The organism is Mycobacterium sp. E802 (assembly GCF_001666875.1).
Taxonomy (GTDB): Bacteria; Actinomycetota; Actinomycetes; order Mycobacteriales; family Mycobacteriaceae; genus Mycobacterium.
Genome location: NZ_LZJD01000036.1, coordinates 39,777 through 59,752, shown reverse-complemented (window position 1 = coordinate 59,752; position 19,976 = coordinate 39,777). Strand labels below are relative to the sequence as shown.

Below are 19,976 nucleotides of genomic sequence, written 5' to 3'. Positions count from 1 at the left end.
CCAGCCCCACATCGAGATTGCACTCAGGGACAGGAACAATGGCGATGTTGTCCCTGGCGACAATCTCGATGTGGGGCTGAACCGTTGGTGTGCCCGGCTAGTGCTCGTGGCCCACGGTTCCGCTGAGCTCATTGGGCGCCTGATCGAGCGTCACCGATGTGCCTTTCTCGCCGGATTCGACATCGACCGCGTGAATCTGCCTGGTGGCGGGGTCGGTGACGTACACGTCGTGGCCGCGGGCGAACACGCTCGGGCGGGGCTGCTCCCAGTCCTCGGGTTCGGTCCACGGTTCGACCACCGCGATCGTCTTCAGGGTCTGCCCGGACACCGGATCGATGACGTGGAGATTGCCGTCGGTACCCAGGATGAGGCCTTCGCCATGGGGCCCGCGGGCCAGCGACCGGAACGAGTAGCTGACCGACTGCGGGAGGGCGACCAGACGCAACTGCTTGCTCGCGGTGTCGGTCAGGGAGAAGCGGTTGGGCCGTTCCAGCTCGGCGTCAGGATCGACCTTGTAGTCACCCAGCACCACCGGTGAGTCTTCGTGTCCGCGAACGGTTCCCACCCGGCCGTAACGGTCCGGGGCGGCGATCTTGGTGAAGGCGCCGTCGGCGTAGGCCAATACCCCGTTCTCACAACCGAATACCGGCGTGGACGCTCCCGCGACGGTTTCGCCGTGTAGACCGGGACATTCACCACTGCGGGCGATCTCCCGATCCGAGGCATCAAATGCCACCGCACCACTGCGCCGGTCGCCGTCGCCCTCGCTGCGCACCCAGCTTCCGTCGTCCAGCACCACCGCGACACCGTGATGCGGTTGCGGCGCCTTCAGATTCCTCATGCGCGGGGCAGACCCTGCGATGTCATGCGGGTCGAGCGCGATGATCTCGCCCGTCCCCTCGTCGAACAGCACTGTGTGCTCGCCGTGTGTGACGACGTGTCCCGGCTCGTCGGCCATGAATGTGGTGTCGGTGAACTCGCCCGCCGCGGCGTCGAGCAGCCGGAAACCGTTGTCGGCGGACACCAGCACGTGCGCATCGTCGCCGGCCGGATTGACCCGGAGGAAGCCATCCGCCGGAAGGTCTGCCTTGACCTGCAGGCTGTTGCCGTCCAGCACATACAGCCCGCCGTCATAGGTGACCACCAGCGGATCGGCTATTGGTTCGCGCGCCTCGCGTTGCGGTTCGCCGCCACCGCAGCCGGCCAGCGCCGCCGCCAGTGTCAGCGCCCCGGCCGGCACGAGAACCTTCAATGATTTCGGCACACGTTCTCCCTCCTCGCACCGAACCGTTCAGCGCTCCAAACTCCTATCATTAATGACATTCATTTTCAATAAGGTCGGCGTCGGCGGGATCCGAGGGCCCGCCTAAGCTCGATGCGTGTCCGAGCACGCCTTCAGCCCCGACGAGCGTCGCGCCGTCTACCGGGCCATCGCCGAACGTCGCGACATGCGCCGGTTCGTCCCGGGCAGCACCGTGGCACCCGAGGTCCTCGGCCGGCTTCTGCAGGCCGCGCACGCCGCACCGAGCGTCGGCCTGATGCAGCCCTGGCGGTTCATCCGGGTCACCGACGACGCGCTGCGCCGAAAGATCCACGCGCTCGTCGACGAGGAACGCGTGCACACCGCCGATGCGCTGGGCTCCCGCGGCGAGGAGTTCCTGGCCCTGAAGGTCGAGGGCATCCTCGACTGCGCCGAACTGTTCGTCGTCGCCCTCGGCGAGAACCGTGACCGGCATATCTTCGGCCGCCGCACGCTGCCCCAGATGGATCTGGCATCGGTGTCGTGCGCGATCCAGAACATGTGGCTGGCCGCGCGCGCCGAGGGCCTCGGCATGGGGTGGGTGTCGATTTTCGAACCACTGCCCCTGGCTCGGCTGATGGGCATGCCCGACGACGCCGAGCCGGTGGCGATCCTGTGCCTGGGCCCGGTGCCCGAGTTCCCGGACCGGCCGGTGCTGGAGATCGAGCACTGGACCGTCGGCCGACCGCTGCCCGAATTCGTCTCGGAGAACGGCTGGCCGTCAGAAGCCGCGCCTTAGGCTGATCGGGTGGCTGGATTCGTCGACCTCAATGCCGATCTGGGCGAGAGCTTCGGCGCCTGGACGCTCGGTGACGACGAGGCCATGTTGCGCCTGGTTACCAGCGCCAACGTCGCCTGCGGCTTTCACGCCGGTGATCCGGCACTGCTGCTGCGTACCTGCCGCGGGGCCGCCGAGCGCGGAGTGCGGGTCGGTGCGCAGGTCAGTTACCGGGATCTGGCCGGGTTCGGCAGGCGCTTCATCGACGTCACCCCAGAGGACTTGACCGCCGACGTCATCTATCAGATCGGTGCGCTCCAAGCCATCGCGCATGCCGCCGGGACGGCGGTGACGTACGTCAAACCCCATGGCGCGCTGTACAACACGATCGTCAGCCACCGTGAGCAGGCAGCCGCGGTGGCGGCGGCGGTCCATGCCGTGGATGCCGGGCTGCCGGTGCTGGGCCTGTCCGGGTCGGTGTTCTTCGAGGAGGCGCGACAGTTGGGTCTGCGCACGGTGGCCGAGGCCTTCGCCGATCGCGCCTACCAACCCGACGGCACGCTGGTGTCCCGCCGCGAACCCGGCGCCGTGCTGCACGATCCGGTGGCGATCGCCGACCGCGTCGCCACGATGGTGACGACGGGACAGGTCCGCGCGATCGACGGGACGGCGGTTCCCATCACCGCGGAATCGGTTTGCGTGCACGGTGATTCACCGGGTGCGGTGAACATCGCCACCGCCGTGCGCGATCGCTTGGCGGCCGAGGGGATCCAGCTGACGCCGTTCAGCTAACGAGTTCAGGCCGGCCCGACCACCGGCAGCAGCGCCATCTCCCTGGCGTTCTTGATCGCCGTGGCGACCTGGCGCTGCTGCTGCGGGGTGAGACCGGTGATGCGCCGGGACCGGATCTTGCCCCGCTCGCTGATGAACGTGCGCAGCAGGTGGACGTCCTTGTAGTCGACCTCGGTCACCCCGAGGGCCTTCAGCTGATTGCGCCTCGGCTTCTTGAGATCGGTGGCCGGCGGTCGCTTCTTGGTGTTCTTGCGGGAACTCGTCGCCATCACCAACTCGACTTCCGTACGCCGGGCAGTTCACCGCGGTGCGCCAGCTCGCGCACCCGGACCCGGGACAGCCCGAACTTGCGCAGATGGCCGCGCGGACGGCCGTCGACCGCGTCCCGGTTGCGCAGCCGCACTGGGCTGGAATCCCGCGGCAGGCGTTGCAGCGCCGAGACTGCCGCGGCTTTCTGCTCGCCGGTGCTGGCCGGATTGCGGATGGCCTCTTTGAGCTCGGCCCGCCGTTCGGCGTAGCGCTCCACGAGCTTTCGACGTTGTTCGTTCTTGACGATCTTGGATCGCTTGGCCATCAGCGCTCCTCTCGGAAGTCGACGTGGCGGCGGATCACCGGGTCGTACTTGCGCAGCACGATCCGGTCCGGGTCGTTGCGGCGGTTCTTGCGGGTGACGTACGTGTAACCGGTTCCCGCCGTGGACTTCAGCTTCACGATCGGCCGAATATCTGTTCTTGCCATCAGATCTTCTCCCCCGCACTACGCAGCCGGGCAACCACCGCTTCGATGCCGTCGCGGTCGATCACCTTGATTCCCTTGGCGCTGACCCGAAGTCGGATACGGCGACCCTCGGTGGGCAGGTAGTACTTCTTGGTCTGGATGTTGGGGTTCCAGCGTCGGCGACTGCGCTTGTGCGAGTGCGACACCGTGTTGCCGAACCCGGGCGAGCGCCCGGTGACTTGGCAGTGGGCAGACATCGGCCTCCTTCGGATGGGGTACTCTCACGATAATGACAATCGTTTTCAACAACAAATCCGGGGAGGTGCAGTGCGAACCCCTGTAGTGCTGATCGCCGGACAAGGTGACGCCGACGAGGTCGCAGCACAGCTGAGCCGCAGGCCGGGCACGGTCTTGGTGCGCCACGTGTTCGACGGCCAGGTGGTGCTGCGCACCGTGTCCGACAGCAACAGCACATCCGAACTCGCTCTCGAGCTGGCACACGGCTGCGTCTCCTGCACAGTGCGCGACGACCTGCTGATCCTGCTGCGGCGCCTGCACCGGCGTGATGACGTGGATCGCATCGTCGTGCAATTGATGCCCTGGCTGGAAGCCGAACCGGTGTGCTGGGCCATCAACACCATCCGGGTCCACGTCGGCCCCGGCTACATCGACGGGCCCGCTGCCCGCGACGTCACCATCGACGCGGTGATCGCCTGCCTCGACGCGACGGTCTGGCTGCAGCAATCCGTGGGCGACGAGGAACTGCCCGACGGACGCACGCTCGCCCAGGTGGTCGTCGGGCAGGCCGAGTTCGCCGACATGCTGGTGCTCAACGAGCCGGACGCCACCACCCTGGCGGTGTTGCGCCGGCTCGCTCCCCGCGCCCGCATCACCGTCGGCCCCGACCGGGTCGAGCTCGGCCTGGCCCACCTGGAACCGAACAGCCCTCGGGGCCGCGCCACCACCCCGCACGATCCGCTGCTGGCCGGCGAGCCCCCATTGGAGCCCGACGATGAGGTCATCATCGTGGAGTTCGCCGCGCGCCGGCCGTTCCATCCCACGCGACTGCACGACGCGATAGACCACCTGCTCGACGGCGTCGTGCGCACCCGCGGCCGGGCCTGGCTGGCCAACCGGCCGTCCGATGTGATGTGGATCGAATCTGCGGGCGGCGGAATGCATTTCAGCAATGCCGGAAAGTGGTTGGCGGCAATGGACGACTCCGAGCGCGCCTACACCGACCCCGAACGCCTGGCCGTCGCCGCGATCGACTGGCATCACCAGTTCGGTGACCGCCACATCTCGTTGACCGTGTTGGTCTGTGGCGCCCGGCCCGGCGAGGTGATCGAGGCGCTGCGCGGCGCCCTGCTCACCGACGACGAGCTGGCCCGACCGCACGAGTGGGCCACGTACCCCGACCCGTTCGGTGACTGGCACGAAGAGCCCTGTCAGCCCGCCGTCGACGAGGCCGCAACATCCGTTCACACAGAAGGCGAATCCCAGTGAAATCCGACATCCACCCCGACTACCACCCCGTGGTGTTTCAGGACGCCGCAACGGGCACCAAGTTCCTGACCCGCTCGACGGCGACCAGTGAGCGCACCATCGAGTGGCCGACCGCCGACGGCATGCAGACCTACCCGCTGATCGTCGTCGACGTCACCAGCGATTCTCATCCGTTCTGGACCGGGTCGGCACGGCACATCGACTCGGCCGGGCAGGTGGAGAAGTTCCGCCGACGCTACGGCTAGGTCCCCGATCAGGCCGGTTCTAGGGTGAAGCCATGCGGCTCAAGCCCGGCAGACCCGACCTGGCCCCCTATGCGCGGTATTTCGACGTGCCGTCGGCCACATCGCAGTCCCCGCTCAGCGTCACCTGGGCCGGGGTCAGCACGCTGCTCGTAGACGACGGCACCTCGGCCGTCCTGACCGACGGATTCTTCTCCCGGCCCGCGCTGCCGACCGTGGTCTTACGCAAGCTAAGGCCGTCACTTCCCCGCATCGAGGGCTGCCTGGCCCGGCTCGGCATCGACAAGCTGGAGGCGGTGCTGCCGGTACACAGCCACTTCGACCATGCGATGGATTCGGCCGTCGTGGCCGAGCGGACCGGTGCCCGACTGGTGGGCGGCACCTCGACCGCGCAGGTCGGCGTCGGGCACGGTCTGCCTCCGGATCGGATCGAGACCTCCGCCCCAGGGGAAGCCGTGTCTCTCGGTCCCTACGACGTGACGCTCTTCGAGTCCGAACACTGCCCACCGGACCGGTTCCCCGGAATCATCACCGAGCCCGTCGTGCCGCCGGTCAAGGTCGCGGCCTACAAGTGCGGCGAGGCGTGGTCGACACTGGTGCATCATCGGCCCAGTGACCGCCGGCTCCTGATCGTCGGCAGTGCCGGCGCGGTCCCCGGCGCACTGGCCGGGCAGCGTGCCGAGGTGGTCTACCTCGGGATCGGTCAACTCGGGCTGCAGTCCGACCAGTATTTCGAAAGTTACTGGGCCGAGACGGTTCGCGCGGTGGGAGCGCGGCGGGTCGTGCTGATCCACTGGGACGACTTCTTCCGCCCGCTGCACAAACCGTTGCGCGCCTTGCCTTATGCCGGTGACGACCTGGATGTCTCGATGCGGGTACTGACCCGGTTGGCCGAAGTCGACGGGGTGCGCCTGCACCTGCCGACCCTGTGGGATCGGGCCGACCCCTGGCACTGATCCTGGCGCTCGTCGCGCTGGCCGTCGTGCTGGCCTTCGCGATGGCGCGCCCGAATGGCTGGCCGGAGGCGGTGGCGGCGGTGCCCGCGGCCGGTTTGCTGATCGCGCTCGGGGTGATCTCCGGCGACGAAGCCTGGGCCGAGGTGCAGCGTCTGCTCCCGGTTGTCGGCTTCCTTGGGGCGGTGTTGGTGCTGGCGCACCTGTGCGATGACGAAGGACTGTTCCACGCCGCAGGCACCGTGATGGCCCGCGCCAGCCGAGGCGATCCCCGGCGCCTACTGACCCGGGTGTTCGTGATCGGCGCGACGACGACCGCGGTGCTGAGCCTGGACGCCACCGTGGTGCTGTTGACGCCGGTGGTGCTGGCCACCGCCCGCACACTGGCCATACCGCCCCGGCCGCACGCCTATGCCAGCGCGCACCTGGCCAACTCCGCATCCCTGCTGTTTCCGGTGTCGAATCTGACGAATCTGTTGGCGTTCACCGTGGCCGGGCTGTCCTTCGTCCAGTTCAGCGCCGTGATGACGCTGCCCTGGCTGGCGGTCATCGCCGTCGAATTTCTTTTGCTGCGCCCGGTTTTCCGACACGAACTGAACCGCCCGGTCACCGAGGTGACTGCCCCACCGCCCGAGATTCCGGTGTTCGTTCTCGCCGTGCTGGGCCTGACATTGGCGGGTTTCGTCGTCACGTCGGCCTTCGACGCGTCGCCGGCGTGGGCGGCGCTGGCCGGGGCGGTCGTGCTCGGGGTCCGCAGTCTGGCCCAGCGCCGCAGCACAATTCAAGGCATCACCCGCGCCGTCAACCTGCCGTTCCTGGCGTTCGTGCTGTGCCTGGGCGTGGTGGTGGACGCGGTGGTGCACAACGGGCTCGACGACGTCATGCGCGGCGTGCTTCCGGTCGGCGACTCGTTCCCCGAACTCCTCGCGCTGGCCGCCATCGCCGCGGTACTGGCGAACCTGGTCAACAACCTGCCGGCAGTGCTGGTGTTGCTGCCGTTGGTGGCCGCCGCCGGCCCGGCCGCAGTGCTCGCCGTGCTGATCGGCGTGAACGTCGGCCCGAACCTGACCTACGTGGGGTCATTGTCGAATCTTTTGTGGCGCAATGTCGTTCATCGAGACGGCCTACCCGCCAAAGCCACGGAGTTCAGCTGGGTAGGGCTGGTCACCGTGCCGGCGACACTGCTGGCCGGTGTGCTCGCGCTATGGCTCAGCCTCGGTTTGATTCTGCGGTGAGGGCTGACCGCACTTCTGCGTCGTGACCGGAGGATGAAAGTCAGGCGCGACGTTGACGCGCGATCTCGGCGAGCACCACACCGGCGGCCACCGAGGCGTTCAGCGACTCCGTCGGCCCGGCCATCGGGATCGAGACCACCGCATCGCAGTTCTCCCGCACCAGCCGTGACAGCCCCTTGCCTTCCGAGCCCACCACCACGACCATCGGCCCGGCGCCGTCGAGTTCGTCGAGCGACGTGTCACCACCGGCATCCAGGCCCACCACCTGCAGCCCGGAATCGGCCCAACTCTTCAGTGTCCGAGTCAGATTCGTCGCCCGCGCCACCGGCGTACGGGCCGCCGCGCCGGCGCTGGTACGCCAGGCCACCGCGGTCACCGAGGCCGAACGCCGCTGCGGGATCACCACACCGTGCCCGCCGAACGCCGCCACCGAACGCACGATGGCGCCGAGGTTGCGCGGATCGGAGATGTTGTCCAACGCCACCAACAGCGCCGGTTCCCCGGAATCTCGGGCCGCCTTCACCAGATCGTCGGGGTGCGCGTAGTCGTATGGCGGCACCTGCAGGGCCAGCCCCTGGTGCAACGCGTTGTTGCTCATCCGGTCCAGGTCGTGGCGCTGCACTTCCAGGATCGAGATGCCGCGATCGGCGGCGATCTGAACGGATTCGGTGAGCCGCTCGTCGGCCTCGGTGCCCAGCGCCACATACAGCGCGGTGGCCGGAACCTTGGCCCGCAGGCACTCCACCACGGGGTTGCGGCCGAGCACCAACTCGGTGTCGTCGGTCTTGCGGTGCCGCCCCTGCGCCTGACGGGCCGCCTTCGCGGCCTTCTTGGCGGCGGGATGGTGTGGGCGCTGGTCAGCCCGGGGCGTCGCCCCACGGCCTTCCAACCCACGACGACGCACGCCGCCGGACCCGACCGTGGGCCCCTTCTTCGTCCCTGGCTTGCGCACTGCGCCGCGGCGCTGCGAATTCCCGGCCATCTACGCTCCGTTCCCGTCCACCAGCGCCCACTGCGGGCCGTCAGCGGTGTCGGTGACCTCGATCCCGGCCTCTTTGAGCCGGTCGCGGATTGCGTCGGCCGCAGCCCAATCCCGGTTGGCACGCGCCTCGATACGACCGGCCAGGGCCCACTGGACCAACACGTCGACCGCGGCCAGGGCGGCCGAGGTCTCGTCGCGGGACTCCCAGCGCTCGTCGAGCGGATCGCAGCCCAAGATCCCCATCATCGCCCGGATCGACGTGGCCCGCGCCATCGCGACCTCGTGATCGCCGGCATCCAGCGCCCGGTTGCCCTCGGCTCGGGCGGCATGCACCTCGGCCAGCGCCATCGGCACCGCGAGATCGTCGTTGAGCGCGGCGGCGAACTTGGGGGTCCACTCCCCGACCGCGACGGCCCCGACGCGGTTGCGGACGCGATGCAGGAAGTCCTCGATGCCGCTGTAGGCCTTCACCGCGTCCTGCAGTGCGGTCTCGGAGAACTCCAGCATGGACCGATAATGGGCGCTTCCCAGGTAGTAACGCAGCTCGGCAGCCCGAACCCGTTGCAGCACAGCGGGAATCGAGAGCACGTTGCCCAGCGACTTGCTCATCTTCTCGCCGCCCATGGTGACCCAGCCGTTGTGCAGCCAGTACCGGGCGAAGCCGTCGCCTGCCGCGCGCGCCTGCGCGATCTCGTTCTCGTGGTGCGGGAACACCAGGTCCATACCGCCGGCATGGATGTCGAACTCCGCACCCAGGTAGGCCTCGCACATCGCCACGCACTCGGTGTGCCAGCCGGGACGACCGCGGCCCCAGGGCGTCGGCCATGACGGCTCACCCGGTTTGGCGCCCTTCCACAACGTGAAGTCGCGCTGATCGCGCTTGCCGGTCGCCACGCCCTCGCCCTGGTGCACATCGTCGATGCGATGACCGGACAGCGCGCCGTATTCGGACAGGCTCAGCACGTCGAAGTACACGTCGCCGCCTTGGGCGTAGGCATGGCCCCGCTCGATCAGCCGGTCGATGAGCTCGATCATCTGGGTGATGTGACCGGTGGCCCGGGGCTCGGCAGACGGCGGCAGCACGCCCAGCGCGTCATACGCGGCGCTGAACGCCCGCTCGTAGGTGGCGGCCCATTCCCACCATGGCCGGCCGGCGTCGGCCGCCTTGTTGAGGATCTTGTCGTCGATGTCGGTGACGTTGCGGATGAACGCAACGTCGTATCCATTGGCGGTCAGCCAGCGGCGCAACACGTCGAACGCGACTCCGCTACGGACGTGGCCGATGTGCGGCAGGCCCTGGACGGTGGCACCGCACAGGTAGATCGAAGCGTGCCCCGGCCGCAGTGGTACGAAATCTCGTACGGCACCCGCCATGGTGTCGTACAGCCGCAGGCCGGTCTCTGTTGCCGACCCGACAGCTTGAGCGCGATCGGTCACGACGTGCCAGCTTACCGGCCTATTCGACAGGAACCACCAAAGCGCTGGCCATCGCGGCCAAACCCTCGCCCCGACCGGTCAGACCGAGCCCGTCGGTGGTGGTCGCCGAGACGGATACCGGCGCCCCGATCAGCTCGGACAACAGCTCCTGGGCCTCCAGGCGGCGCGGCCCGATCTTGGGCCGGTTGCCGATCACCTGCACGGTCGCGTTGCCCACCCGGAAACCCGCCTGCTGCACCAGCTGACGCACATGGCGCAGCATGTCAGCCCCGGTGACCCCGCGCCATTCCGGCCGGTCGGTGCCGAAGACCCCGCCGAGGTCACCGAGACCCGCGGCACTGAGCAGCGCGTCGCACAACGCGTGGGCGGCGACGTCGCCGTCGGAATGCCCCGCGCAGCCGTCGGCGCCGTCGAATTCCAAGCACAGCAGCCAACACGGCCGGCCGGGCTCGATCGGATGGACGTCGGTACCCAGCCCGACCCTTGGAATCAACACGGAATCAGCATGCGATCGTCATGCCCCGCGCGCCATCACGGCCTCGGCCAGCAACAGGTCCAGGGGTGTGGTGATCTTGAAGGCCAACGGGTCGCCCTCGACGATCTGCACCGGAGTGCCGAGCTGTTCGACAAGGGAGGCATCGTCGGTCACTGCACCGGCACCGGCCCGCTGATAAGCGCGGCGCAAGACGTCTGCGCGGAAGCCCTGTGGCGTCTGCACGGCCCGCAGCCCGGCCCGCTCGGGTGTGCCCAGGACCGCCCCGTTGGCGTCGACGGCCTTGATGGTGTCGGCCAGCGGAAGCCCGGGGACGACGGCGGCGTGGCCTTCTGTCAGCGCGGCGACGACCCGGGCGATCAGGCTCGGCGGGGTCAGCGCCCGCGCGGCGTCGTGCACCAATACGAAATCGGCGTCATCGGCGGCGCCGAGGGCCAGACCCACCGATTCGGTGCGGTCCGCTCCCCCGGCCACGATCTCCGCCCGCGCACCGAAGACCAACATGGCCTCATCGGTACGCGCGGGCGGCACCGCGACCACGACCCTGTCGATCACGCCGGAGCCGAGCAGCCCGTCGAGAGCATGCTCCAGCAGGGGTTTGTGCCCCAGGTTGACGAATGCTTTCGGCCTGCCCGCGCCGAGCCGCTCACCAGAGCCGGCGGCCGGGACGACCGCGACAGTTGTTGCCACGGCGCGTCAGGACGCGGCGGCCAGAACCTCGTCGAGGATGGTCTCGGCCTTGGCGTCATCGGTGTTCTCGGCCAAGGCGAGTTCGCCGACCAGGATCTGCCGAGCCTTGGCCAGCATTCGCTTCTCACCCGCGGAAAGACCGCGCTCCTGATCCCGACGCCACAGATCCCGGACCACCTCGGCAACCTTGTTCACGTCACCGGAAGCCAACTTCTCGAGATTGGCCTTGTAGCGGCGCGACCAGTTGGTCGGCTCTTCGGTGTGCGGCGCGCGCAACACCTGGAAAACCTTGTCGAGGCCTTCCTGGCCCACGACGTCGCGGACACCGACGTACTCGGCGTTCTCTGCGGGCACTCGAACGGTCAGATCCCCCTGAGCGACCTTCAGTACGAGATATTCCTTCTGCTCGCCTTTGATAGTCCGGGTTTCGATCGCCTCGATCAACGCAGCACCGTGGTGTGGATAGACGACGGTGTCTCCGACCTTGAAAATCATCTGATTCGAGCCCCTTTCGCTAGTCCATCCTAACACGGGCCGCGATCACGTGCGCACCAACTATGCAGGTCAGGGGCACCGCAGGTGAAGAGCAGGGGTTGACATGGTGACGAAAGCGTGCAACGCCCGGGCCCGCCCGACACCCGAAACGGGCCGCCGCGCAAAGCCGTTGTGCGCCTGCCGCAGCCGTGGATCGACGGTCCGGAGGGCACCCAACCGGGTCCGTCGACAGCCCTCTGCCAGCCCTCGCATTCCCCCGACGACACCCACCTACTACTGTGCATAGTCGAAGTACGCCGACCCAGCTCAGGAGGCTTGAGTGAACCGCTTCGCAATGCGCGCCTCGATCGGTCTGGCCGCATGTGGCCTGACCGCAGCCGTTCTCACCGGCTGCGGCGCCGGGCAGGTCTCCCAGACGGCGACGCAGGAGCCCGCCGTCAACGGCGTCAACGCACAGGTGGGCGAGGTCGCCCTGCGCAACGTGCACCTGCGCGCACCCCAGGAGAAGGATTACGTCGAGCCCGGTTCCGAGGCCGAGCTGCTGTTCGTCGCGGCCAACGGCTCCACCGAAAAGCCCAACAAGCTGATCTCGATCGAGTCCAACGTCGGCGACGTGGCACTGACCGGCGACCAGACCATCCCGGCCGGCGGTACCCTCGTCGTCGGTGAGCCCGACGGCCAGCTCAAGCCGCTGGAGAAGACCGAGGCGGCCGACGGCGCCACCGCCAAGGTCACCCTGACCAAGCCGATCACCAACGGGCTGCTGTACGACTTCACGTTCAAGTTCGAAAACGGTGAGACCACTGTCGCCGTGCCGATCTCGGCAGGCGAGGCGCCTCGCCGCAACAAGGCCGGCGAGTCCCCCGAAGAGGCTGCCGAGACCGGCGGCACGGGCGGCCACCACTGATCGCTTCATCGCCGAGGGTTGATCCCTGAGGCTGCGACCCCGTCGGGACCACCCGGCGGGGTTTTTGCGTTCGCACTGACCTGCCGTTTCCGTCGGTTGCCAGGGGGCTGCTCGGGTGCGCCTGACCGTCGATGTCGGCGGTTGCCGTTACTGTCACGGCGTGGCCGCTTCGAAAGTACGTTCGCAGTACCGCTGCTCGGAATGCCAGCACACCACGCCGAAATGGGTCGGCCGGTGCGCCAATTGCGGCACCTGGGGAACGGTCGACGAAGTAGCCGTTCTCTCGTCTGTGGGCGGTGCGGCCCGCCGCTCGGTGGCCCCGACCTCACCCGCGGTGCCGATCACCTCGATCGACCCGGGCATCACCCGGCATTACGCCACCGGCGTGACGGAACTGGACCGGGTGCTCGGCGGCGGCCTGGTGGCCGGTTCGGTGACGCTGCTGGCCGGGGAGCCCGGCGTTGGGAAGTCGACGCTGCTGCTCGAGGTGGCCAACCGCTGGGCGCACACCAGTCGCCGCGCGCTGTACCTGTCCGGTGAGGAGTCCGCCGGCCAGATCCGGCTGCGCGCCGAACGCACGGGCTGCACACACGACAACGTCTATCTGGCAGGCGAATCCGACCTGCAGATCGCCCTCGGCCACATCGACGAGGTCAAGCCCAGCCTGGTGATCGTCGACTCGGTGCAGACCATGTCCACCACCGAGGCCGACGGCGTGACGGGTGGGGTGACGCAGGTGCGGGCGGTGACGACGGCGCTGACGGGCTATGCCAAGACCGCCATCGGCGATCCGGCGGTGGCCATGATCCTCGTCGGCCACGTGACCAAGGACGGCGCCATCGCGGGCCCGCGCTCCTTGGAGCATCTCGTCGACGTGGTGCTGCACTTCGAAGGGGACCACGCGTCGAGCCTGCGCATGGTGCGCGGGGTCAAGAACCGGTTCGGCGCGGCAGACGAGGTCGGTTGTTTTCAGATGCACGACAACGGAATCGAGTGCGTCAGCGACCCGTCCGGGCTGTTCCTGGACCAGCGCCCCTCGGCGGTGCCGGGCACCGCGATCACGGTCACGCTCGATGGCAAGCGCCCGATGATCGGCGAGGTGCAGGCGCTTGTCGCCCCGCCCGTGGGGCCGCCGCGGCGCGTCGTCAGTGGCATCGATTCGGCCCGCGCGGCGATGATCGGCGCGGTGCTGCAGACCCGTTGCGGCCTTCCGATCGGCAACAGCGACATCTACCTGTCCACCGTGGGTGGCATGCGGCTGACCGATCCGTCCTCGGATCTGGCCGTGGCGGTGGCCATCGCGTCGGCCTATCTCGACATCGCGTTGCCGATGAACGCGGTGGCGATCGGTGAGGTCGGCCTCGTCGGCGACCTGCGCCGGGTCACCGGCATGGATCGCAGGCTGGCCGAGGCCGCCCGGCTGGGGTTCAACATTGCCGTGGTGCCGCCCGGGGTCACCAGCGTGCCCAACGGCCTGCGCGTCATCACCGTCGATCACATCGGGGCGGCATTACGGGCACTCAAAGACATCGCGATTGCCAGCAATCGATCCGATCACGGACAATAGCGGCCGACCCAAGGAGAGCTGATGGCCGTGAACTCCGGTGCCAGGACGAGCCGTACCGTCGTGCACCTGGCACGGCCGACGTTGCGGGAAACCCTCGGCAGGCTGGCGCCAGGCACACCGCTGCGCGACGGCCTGGAACGCATCCTGCGCGGCAAGACCGGCGCGCTGATCGTGCTGGGCTACGACGACAGCGTGGAGGCCATCTGCGACGGCGGCTTCGCCCTCGACGTGCGGTATGCGCCCACCCGGCTGCGTGAGCTGTCGAAGATGGACGGCGCGGTGGTGCTGTCCAGCGACGGCGGCCGGATCGTGCGGGCCAACGTCCAGTTGGTGCCCGACCCCTCGATCCCCACCGACGAATCCGGAACCCGGCACCGCTCGGCCGAGCGCACCGCCATCCAGACCGGTTACCCGGTGATCTCGGTGAGCCATTCGATGAGCATCGTGACCGTCTACGTCGCCGGCGAGCGGCACGTGGTTCCCGATTCGGCCACCATCCTGTCGCGGGCCAACCAGACCATCGCCACGCTGGAGCGCTACAAGGGCCGGCTCGACGAGGTGAGCAAGCAGCTTTCCACCGCCGAGATCGAGGACTTCGTGACGCTGCGCGACGTCATGACCGTGGTGCAGCGCCTGGAGATGGTGCGCCGGATCAGCCTGGAGATCGACGCCGATGTCGTCGAACTCGGCACCGATGGGCGTCAGCTCAAACTTCAGCTCGACGAGCTTCTCGGGGACAACGAGGCCGCGCGCGAGCTGATCGTGCGCGACTACCACGCCCTTCCCGACCCGCCGACCGCCGCGCAGGTGCACGCCACCCTCGACGAGCTCGACACCCTCTCGGACAGTGAGTTGCTCGACTTCACTACGCTGGCAAGGGTTTTCGGCTACCCATCGACAGCGGAGGCGCAGGATTCGGCGATGAGTTCACGCGGCTACCGTGCGATGGCCGGCATCCCGCGACTGCAGTTCGCCCACGTCGACCTGCTGGTCCGGTCGTTCGGCTCACTGCAGGGGCTGTTGGCCGCCAGCGCCGATGACCTGCAGTCTGTGGACGGGATCGGTTCCATGTGGGCCCGGCACATCCGCGAAGGCTTGTCACTGCTGGCCGAGTCGACCATCGCCGACCGGCTGGCCTGACGTCAGTTTCCCGGCGCGGGCACCTCAGGCGCCGGTGCGCCGCCGGCGGGCGGCCCGGGCTGCTGCGCGCTGGGCTGGGCCAGGATGAACGGGACCGGCGCCGATCGAAGATTGCCCAACTGCACGATCAGGTTGTAGGTACCCGGTCCGATCGGCTGGCGAGGCATCGGGCACTGCGGCGCCGACCCCATCCCGGTCCAGGTGACCTCCGTGGTCACCTGTTCACCGGGATTGAAGGTCTTCACCAAGGTCTCGTTGGACGGGGCGCAGTCCAGGTTCGACCACAACCGGTTGTTGTCCAGCGAGTAGACGTAGGCGGCCAGCACCGCGGCGCCCACGTCGCGTTTGCAGGCCACCAGGCCGATATTCGTGACCACCATGGTGAACTTCGGCTGATCGCCGACCACGTACTCCGGCTGGCTGGTGATGCCCTTGACGGCAAGCGTCGAATCCGGGCAGTCGTCCCCCTCCTTGAGCAGCGGGGGCGGTGTCACCGCGGCGGTCGGCGTCGCCGTCGGCGGCGGCGCGTGCTGCGCCGGGGGCACCACCGGGGACTTGACCTCGGGGTTCTCCCCCGGCAACGGGGTCGGCGGGGCCGCGCTGGCAGCCGGCTCGTCGGCGGGCTTGGACTCGGCACCGGAGTTACTGGTCATGATCACCGCGACGATCGCGGCGACGATCCCCACGACGACTACCGCGATACCGATAGCCAGCGCCCTGCGCCGCCAGTAAATCTGTGCGGGCAGTGGCCCATGAGGTTCCAGATCCAACACGGCTTTCACGGTAAGCCCAGGTCATCCCCAGTTGTTCGAGGCGACCCGGCGTGTCGTCAGGCTTCGCCGATGTCGCCGAGGTGACTGCGCAGTTCCACCCGCCCGTCGGCCAGGTGGTAGGTGGCACCGACGATGGCCTGCGTGCCTGCGGCAAGTCCCTCGGCGATTGCCGCCGAGCGCAGCTTCAACTGCGACACCGTCTCGTTGACGTGGTACTCCTCGAACTCGTCGACCCGCTTCAGACCGGCATGCCGTCCCATCAGGATCGACGGGGTCACCCGCTCGACGATGTCGCGCACGTAACCGCCGGGCACCGTGCCCTCGTCGAGGGCGTTGATGGCAGCCTGGACCGCACCGCAGCTGTCGTGGCCGAGCACCACAATCAGCGGCACGTTCAGGATCGACACCGCGTATTCGATCGAACCCAGCACCGAGTTGTCGATCACGTGGCCTGCGGTGCGCACCACGAACATGTCGCCGAGACCCTGGTCGAACAGCAACTCCGCGGCCACGCGGCTGTCGCCGCAGCCGAACACCACGGCAGTGGGCTTCTGCCCGTTCGCCAGGCTGGCGCGACGGGCGATGTCCTGGCTTGGGTGCTGCGGTTCGCCTGCCACGAAGCGGGCGTTACCGTCCTTGAGTGCTTTCCATGCGGACACTGGGTTTGAGTTGGGCATATCAACCATTTTGCATGAGCCGCTGATGAGCATCGACGCGGAGGAGCTCTTGCGGTGGTATGAGCAGGCTCAGCGTGACCTGCCGTGGCGTCGACCGGGCGTCACCGCGTGGCAGATCCTGGTCAGCGAATTCATGCTGCAGCAAACACCGGTGGCCCGGGTCGAGCCGATCTGGCTGGCCTGGATCGACCGGTGGCCCACACCGTCGTCCACTGCGGCAGCCGGGGCGGCCGAGGTGTTGCGGGCCTGGGGAAAACTGGGATATCCGCGACGGGCCAAGCGGCTGCACGAGTGCGCGGTCGTCATCGCCGACGAGTACGGCGACGAAGTGCCCACCGACGTCGAGACCCTGCTGACACTGCCCGGCATCGGCGCCTACACCGCGCGGGCGGTGGCCTGCTTCGCCTACCGGGCAAGTGTTCCAGTGGTCGACACCAATGTGCGCCGGGTGGTGACGCGGGTGCTGCACGGCCAGGCCGACGCCCCCGCACGTGCCCGTGACCTCGATGACGTGGCGGCACTGCTACCACCGGACGCGACGGCGCCGACGTTCTCGGCCGCGCTGATGGAGTTGGGCGCGGTGGTGTGCACGTCCCGCTCCCCGCAGTGCGGGAACTGCCCGCTGAGCAGCTGCCGCTGGCGGTCGGCCGGCTACCCGGCGGCCACCATCGCCCGGCGGGTGCAGCGGTACGCCGGCACGGATCGACAGGTCCGCGGCAAGCTGCTGGATGTGTTGCGGGCCAGCACAACTCCGGTGGTCAAAAGCCAGCTGGACGTGGTGTGGTTGTCCGATCCGGCACAGCGGGACCGGGCGCTGGATTCACTGCTGGTCGACGGACTCGTCGAGCAAACTGGCGATGGCCGGTTCGCTCTGGCAGGCGAAGGTGAAATACATGAAGTCGGCATGAATTCGGGCCGCAGGGGCACGCGACGCTCCGATTGCGCGCCCGAACTGAGGTAGGGCGGTACTCTATCCGGCCGGTCGGACCCGGGCGAACACTGCTTTCATGACTCGATCGGGCGGGCATGCGGTGGTGTTGGGTGCGAGCATGGCGGGTGCGCTGGCCGCACGGGTACTGGCCGAGCACTACGAGACGGTCACCATCGTCGAACGCGACGAGATCCCGGACACCGCCCAGAACCGGCGCGGCGTGCCACAGGGCCGGCACGCCCACGCACTGTTGGCACGCAGTTCGGCGATTCTGGACGAGCTGTTCCCCGGTTTCCTCGACGAGCTCGTCGCCGGCGGGGTCGGCAAGTGGGACGACGGAGATCTGTCGAAGTTGTGGATTTCGGTTGGCGGCCACCTGTTTTTGCGATCAGGCACTGCACCCTCGGCGCCCACGCAGTACTACCCGAGTCGGGCCTTTCTGGAATGGAGCGTGCGCCGACGGCTGGCAGCGATCGACAACATCTCGGTCTTGTCCGGTCACGACGTGCGCGGGCTGACCGCCAGCCCCGGCGGTGCCCGGGTGACCGGCGTCGTCGTGCAGGACCGCAACAACAGCTCACCGACCGAGCTGGCAGCCGACCTGGTGGTGGATGCCACCGGTCGCGGCTCACGCACGCCCACCTTCTTGGCCGAGCTCGGATACTCCCGCCCCCGAGAAGACGAGCTTGTGGTGCGGCTGGCCTATGTCAGCCAAATGCTCACCATGTCCCCCGATGCCCTGCCCGAACACCTGGTGGCGATCTTCCCGGAACCCGGCCGCCCCACAACCTGGGCGCTGATCGGCTACGAAAACAACATCTGGATGCTCACCCAGGGCACCATGGCCGGCCTGGAACCGCCCGCCAACTTCACCGAAATGCAGTCTTTTGGAGAAGGTTTCGCGCCGCCGCAGGCACTCGAAGCGGTGCGCGCGGCTGACCCCCTCGGCGAGGTCGCGCACTATCGGGTGCCGTCGAACCGATGGCGTCGCTACGACAAGATGCGCAGGTTCCCCGACGGCCTGCTCGTTATCGGTGACGCCATCTGCAGTTTCAACCCGATCTACGGCCAGGGGATGACGCTGGCGGCCATCGAGGCGACCATCCTGCGCGAGTGCCTGCAGCACACCGACAACAACCTGGCGCGGCGGTTCTTCACCGCGGCGGCACGCCCGCTGCGGGTGGCGTGGCAGACCGCCGTTGGCTCCGATCTGGCTTTACCCGAGGTGATCGGGCCCCGCCCGTGGTCGATGCGGCTGAGCAACGCCTACCTCGGTCGCGTCATGTCGGCCGCCGAGCACGACCCGGCGGTCACCACCGCACTGACCCGGGTGACCGGGATGATCGACGCTCCCACGCGACTGTTCCGGCCCGCCATCGCCTACCGCGCGGCACGGGCCGGACGGGTTCGCGGCGGTCGGCGCACCGACTACGCGGTGGCCTCGACATCTCCCGGGCCATCTGCGGCACAGGCGAATTGACGCCGGTAGTCCGATGGCGTCACGCCGATGACGCGGCGGAAATGGTGGCGCAGCAGGGTTGCGGTGCCGAATCCGGCCTGCCCGGCGATCCGGTCGATGTCGAGATCCGTCTCTTCCAACAGCCGGCGCGCGTACAGCACCCGCTGATCGGTGATCCACTGCATCGGGGTGGTGCCGGTCTCCTCGACGAACCGGCGGGCGAATGTGCGGGTGGACATCGCCGAACGCCGGGCCAGACTCGTCACGGTGTGCGGCTTGTCCAGGTTGTCCATGATCCAGTCCAGTTGCGGGGCAAAGCCTTCCGAACATCGGACCGGAATCGGCTGGTCGATGAACTGACGTTGACCGCCGTCGCGCTGCGGTGGCACGACCATGCGGCGGGCGATCTTGTTGGTCACCTCGCTGCCCAGTTCCCGGCGGACCAGGTGCAGGCAGGCATCGATGCCGGCCGCGGTGCCGGCGCTGGTGATCAGGTTGCCGTCGTCGACGAACAGCACGTTGCGATCTACCCGGGCGGTGGGATATTTGCGGGCCAAGGCATCGGCGTGCATCCAGTGCGTCGTGCACGGGCGGCCGTCGAGTAGTCCGGCCGCACCGGCCAGGAAAGCCCCCGAACACACGGTCAGGATGATCGAGCCGGCATCCGCCGCCGCGCGCACGGCGTCCAGCGCCGCGGGCAGGTAATCGGAGCCGCCGATGGCCGGGATCGCCACGAGATCCGCGCCCTGGAGTGCATCGAGGCCGTGCTCGGGGGTCAGCGTGGCGCCGACCGATGTCCGCAGTGGCTTTCCCGGCTCGGGACCACACACCTTGAAGTCGAAGTTCGGCACCCCGTCGGCTGACCGGTCGATCCCGAAAACCTCGCAGATGACCCCGAATTCGAAGATCGCCAAACCATCGAGCACCAGCGCGGAGACACTTCGCAGCATGGCAGCATTTTA

The 19,976-nt window shown here is 68.2% G+C and carries 24 protein-coding genes; 11 read left to right on the top strand and 13 right to left on the bottom strand.

Annotated elements, in window-relative coordinates; translation table 11 throughout:
- Positions 1–97 precede the first annotated feature (97 nt).
- A complete protein-coding gene (aztD, locus tag A5699_RS05455; protein ID WP_157561097.1) occupies positions 98–1,264 on the bottom strand; it encodes a zinc metallochaperone AztD in 1,167 nt (388 codons plus the stop codon).
- Positions 1,265–1,379: 115 nt separating this feature from the next.
- On the opposite strand from aztD, the gene bluB reads away from it, so the two are divergent.
- The gene (gene bluB, locus A5699_RS05450) at positions 1,380–2,039 is read left to right on the top strand and encodes a 5,6-dimethylbenzimidazole synthase (RefSeq protein WP_067766520.1); all 660 of its coding nucleotides are present in this window, start codon (positions 1,380–1,382) and stop codon (positions 2,037–2,039) included.
- A 9-nt stretch (positions 2,040–2,048) separates the two neighbouring features.
- A complete protein-coding gene (locus A5699_RS05445) occupies positions 2,049–2,810 on the top strand; it encodes a LamB/YcsF family protein (protein ID WP_067766517.1) in 762 nt (253 codons plus the stop codon).
- Positions 2,811–2,815: 5 nt separating this feature from the next.
- Here A5699_RS05445 and rpsR read toward each other — a convergent pair whose 3' ends face one another.
- From rpsR to rpmB, 4 genes are read right to left on the bottom strand one after another with little or no spacing between them, the layout of a single operon-like run.
- The gene (rpsR, locus tag A5699_RS05440; protein WP_067766514.1) at positions 2,816–3,079 is read right to left on the bottom strand and encodes a 30S ribosomal protein S18; all 264 of its coding nucleotides are present in this window, start codon (positions 3,077–3,079) and stop codon (positions 2,816–2,818) included.
- Complete coding sequence (gene rpsN / locus A5699_RS05435; protein ID WP_067766511.1) at positions 3,079–3,384, bottom strand: 30S ribosomal protein S14; 306 nt, start codon at positions 3,382–3,384, stop codon at positions 3,079–3,081. Before rpsN ends, rpsR begins: the two co-directional genes overlap by 1 nt.
- Positions 3,384–3,548: a 50S ribosomal protein L33 gene (gene rpmG / locus A5699_RS05430; RefSeq protein ID WP_003882496.1), complete on the bottom strand. Its 165-nt coding sequence runs from the start codon at positions 3,546–3,548 to the stop codon at positions 3,384–3,386. The genes rpsN and rpmG overlap by 1 nt, the downstream gene beginning before the upstream one ends.
- Positions 3,548–3,784: a 50S ribosomal protein L28 gene (gene rpmB, locus A5699_RS05425; RefSeq protein WP_067766508.1), complete on the bottom strand. Its 237-nt coding sequence runs from the start codon at positions 3,782–3,784 to the stop codon at positions 3,548–3,550. The genes rpmG and rpmB overlap by 1 nt, the downstream gene beginning before the upstream one ends.
- Before the next feature lie 70 nt (positions 3,785–3,854).
- On the opposite strand from rpmB, the gene mrf reads away from it, so the two are divergent.
- The 4 genes from mrf to A5699_RS05405 are packed head-to-tail and all read left to right on the top strand — an operon-like array spanning position 3,855 to position 7,463.
- A complete protein-coding gene (mrf, locus tag A5699_RS05420; protein WP_067766505.1) occupies positions 3,855–5,033 on the top strand; it encodes a ribosome hibernation factor-recruiting GTPase MRF in 1,179 nt (392 codons plus the stop codon).
- Positions 5,030–5,278: a type B 50S ribosomal protein L31 gene (locus A5699_RS05415; RefSeq protein WP_067766502.1), complete on the top strand. Its 249-nt coding sequence runs from the start codon at positions 5,030–5,032 to the stop codon at positions 5,276–5,278. Before mrf ends, A5699_RS05415 begins: the two co-directional genes overlap by 4 nt.
- Positions 5,279–5,310: 32 nt before the next feature.
- On the top strand, positions 5,311–6,231 hold the full coding sequence (locus A5699_RS05410; RefSeq protein WP_067766499.1) for an MBL fold metallo-hydrolase: 921 nt from the start codon (positions 5,311–5,313) through the stop codon (positions 6,229–6,231).
- Positions 6,228–7,463, top strand: coding sequence for an SLC13 family permease (locus tag A5699_RS05405; protein ID WP_067766552.1), 1,236 nt, complete (start codon positions 6,228–6,230; stop codon positions 7,461–7,463). Before A5699_RS05410 ends, A5699_RS05405 begins: the two co-directional genes overlap by 4 nt.
- A 40-nt stretch (positions 7,464–7,503) precedes the next feature.
- Here the strand turns inward: A5699_RS05405 and rlmB are convergent, their stop codons facing one another.
- The 5 genes from rlmB to carD are packed head-to-tail and all read right to left on the bottom strand — an operon-like array spanning position 7,504 to position 11,560.
- Positions 7,504–8,445 carry a 23S rRNA (guanosine(2251)-2'-O)-methyltransferase RlmB gene (rlmB, locus tag A5699_RS05400; RefSeq protein WP_067766496.1) on the bottom strand — a complete coding sequence of 314 codons (942 nt, stop codon included), beginning with the start codon at positions 8,443–8,445 and terminating at the stop codon, positions 7,504–7,506.
- Complete coding sequence (cysS, locus tag A5699_RS05395; RefSeq protein WP_157561096.1) at positions 8,446–9,882, bottom strand: cysteine--tRNA ligase; 1,437 nt, start codon at positions 9,880–9,882, stop codon at positions 8,446–8,448.
- Positions 9,883–9,901: 19 nt separating this feature from the next.
- Positions 9,902–10,378, bottom strand: coding sequence for a 2-C-methyl-D-erythritol 2,4-cyclodiphosphate synthase (gene ispF, locus A5699_RS05390; RefSeq protein WP_067766491.1), 477 nt, complete (start codon positions 10,376–10,378; stop codon positions 9,902–9,904).
- A gap of 18 nt (positions 10,379–10,396) precedes the next feature.
- Entirely contained in the window at positions 10,397–11,065 is a 669-nt protein-coding gene (ispD, locus tag A5699_RS05385) for a 2-C-methyl-D-erythritol 4-phosphate cytidylyltransferase (protein ID WP_067766488.1), read from the bottom strand.
- A gap of 6 nt (positions 11,066–11,071) precedes the next feature.
- Positions 11,072–11,560 (bottom strand): RNA polymerase-binding transcription factor CarD, encoded by a 489-nt coding sequence (carD, locus tag A5699_RS05380; RefSeq protein WP_003921720.1) that lies wholly within the window; start codon positions 11,558–11,560, stop codon positions 11,072–11,074.
- Positions 11,561–11,879: 319 nt separating this feature from the next.
- Here carD and A5699_RS05375 point away from each other — a divergent pair, with 319 nt between their 5' ends.
- The 3 genes from A5699_RS05375 to disA all read left to right on the top strand — a co-directional run bounded on the left by A5699_RS05375 (position 11,880) and on the right by disA (position 15,174).
- A complete protein-coding gene (locus A5699_RS05375; protein ID WP_067766485.1) occupies positions 11,880–12,467 on the top strand; it encodes a hypothetical protein in 588 nt (195 codons plus the stop codon).
- A 160-nt stretch (positions 12,468–12,627) separates the two neighbouring features.
- Positions 12,628–14,034, top strand: coding sequence for a DNA repair protein RadA (gene radA / locus A5699_RS05370; protein ID WP_067766546.1), 1,407 nt, complete (start codon positions 12,628–12,630; stop codon positions 14,032–14,034).
- 60 nt (positions 14,035–14,094) lie between these two features.
- Positions 14,095–15,174 (top strand): DNA integrity scanning diadenylate cyclase DisA, encoded by a 1,080-nt coding sequence (disA, locus tag A5699_RS05365; protein ID WP_197508199.1) that lies wholly within the window; start codon positions 14,095–14,097, stop codon positions 15,172–15,174.
- 2 nt (positions 15,175–15,176) lie between these two features.
- Here disA and A5699_RS05360 read toward each other — a convergent pair whose 3' ends face one another.
- A complete protein-coding gene (locus A5699_RS05360; RefSeq protein ID WP_197508198.1) occupies positions 15,177–15,947 on the bottom strand; it encodes a hypothetical protein in 771 nt (256 codons plus the stop codon).
- A gap of 56 nt (positions 15,948–16,003) precedes the next feature.
- Complete coding sequence (locus A5699_RS05355; protein ID WP_067766476.1) at positions 16,004–16,624, bottom strand: carbonic anhydrase; 621 nt, start codon at positions 16,622–16,624, stop codon at positions 16,004–16,006.
- A gap of 25 nt (positions 16,625–16,649) precedes the next feature.
- Between A5699_RS05355 and A5699_RS05350 the strand changes: the two genes are divergently transcribed.
- Both A5699_RS05350 and A5699_RS05345 read left to right on the top strand, forming a co-directional pair.
- Complete coding sequence (locus tag A5699_RS05350) at positions 16,650–17,585, top strand: A/G-specific adenine glycosylase (RefSeq protein ID WP_082957586.1); 936 nt, start codon at positions 16,650–16,652, stop codon at positions 17,583–17,585.
- Between the two features lie 46 nt (positions 17,586–17,631).
- Entirely contained in the window at positions 17,632–19,035 is a 1,404-nt protein-coding gene (locus A5699_RS05345) for an NAD(P)/FAD-dependent oxidoreductase (protein ID WP_067766473.1), read from the top strand.
- On the opposite strand, the gene A5699_RS05340 is transcribed toward A5699_RS05345, so the two are convergent.
- Positions 18,984–19,964 carry a helix-turn-helix domain-containing protein gene (locus A5699_RS05340; RefSeq protein WP_067766470.1) on the bottom strand — a complete coding sequence of 327 codons (981 nt, stop codon included), beginning with the start codon at positions 19,962–19,964 and terminating at the stop codon, positions 18,984–18,986. The genes A5699_RS05345 and A5699_RS05340 overlap by 52 nt on opposite strands.
- Positions 19,965–19,976: the final 12 nt, after the last annotated feature.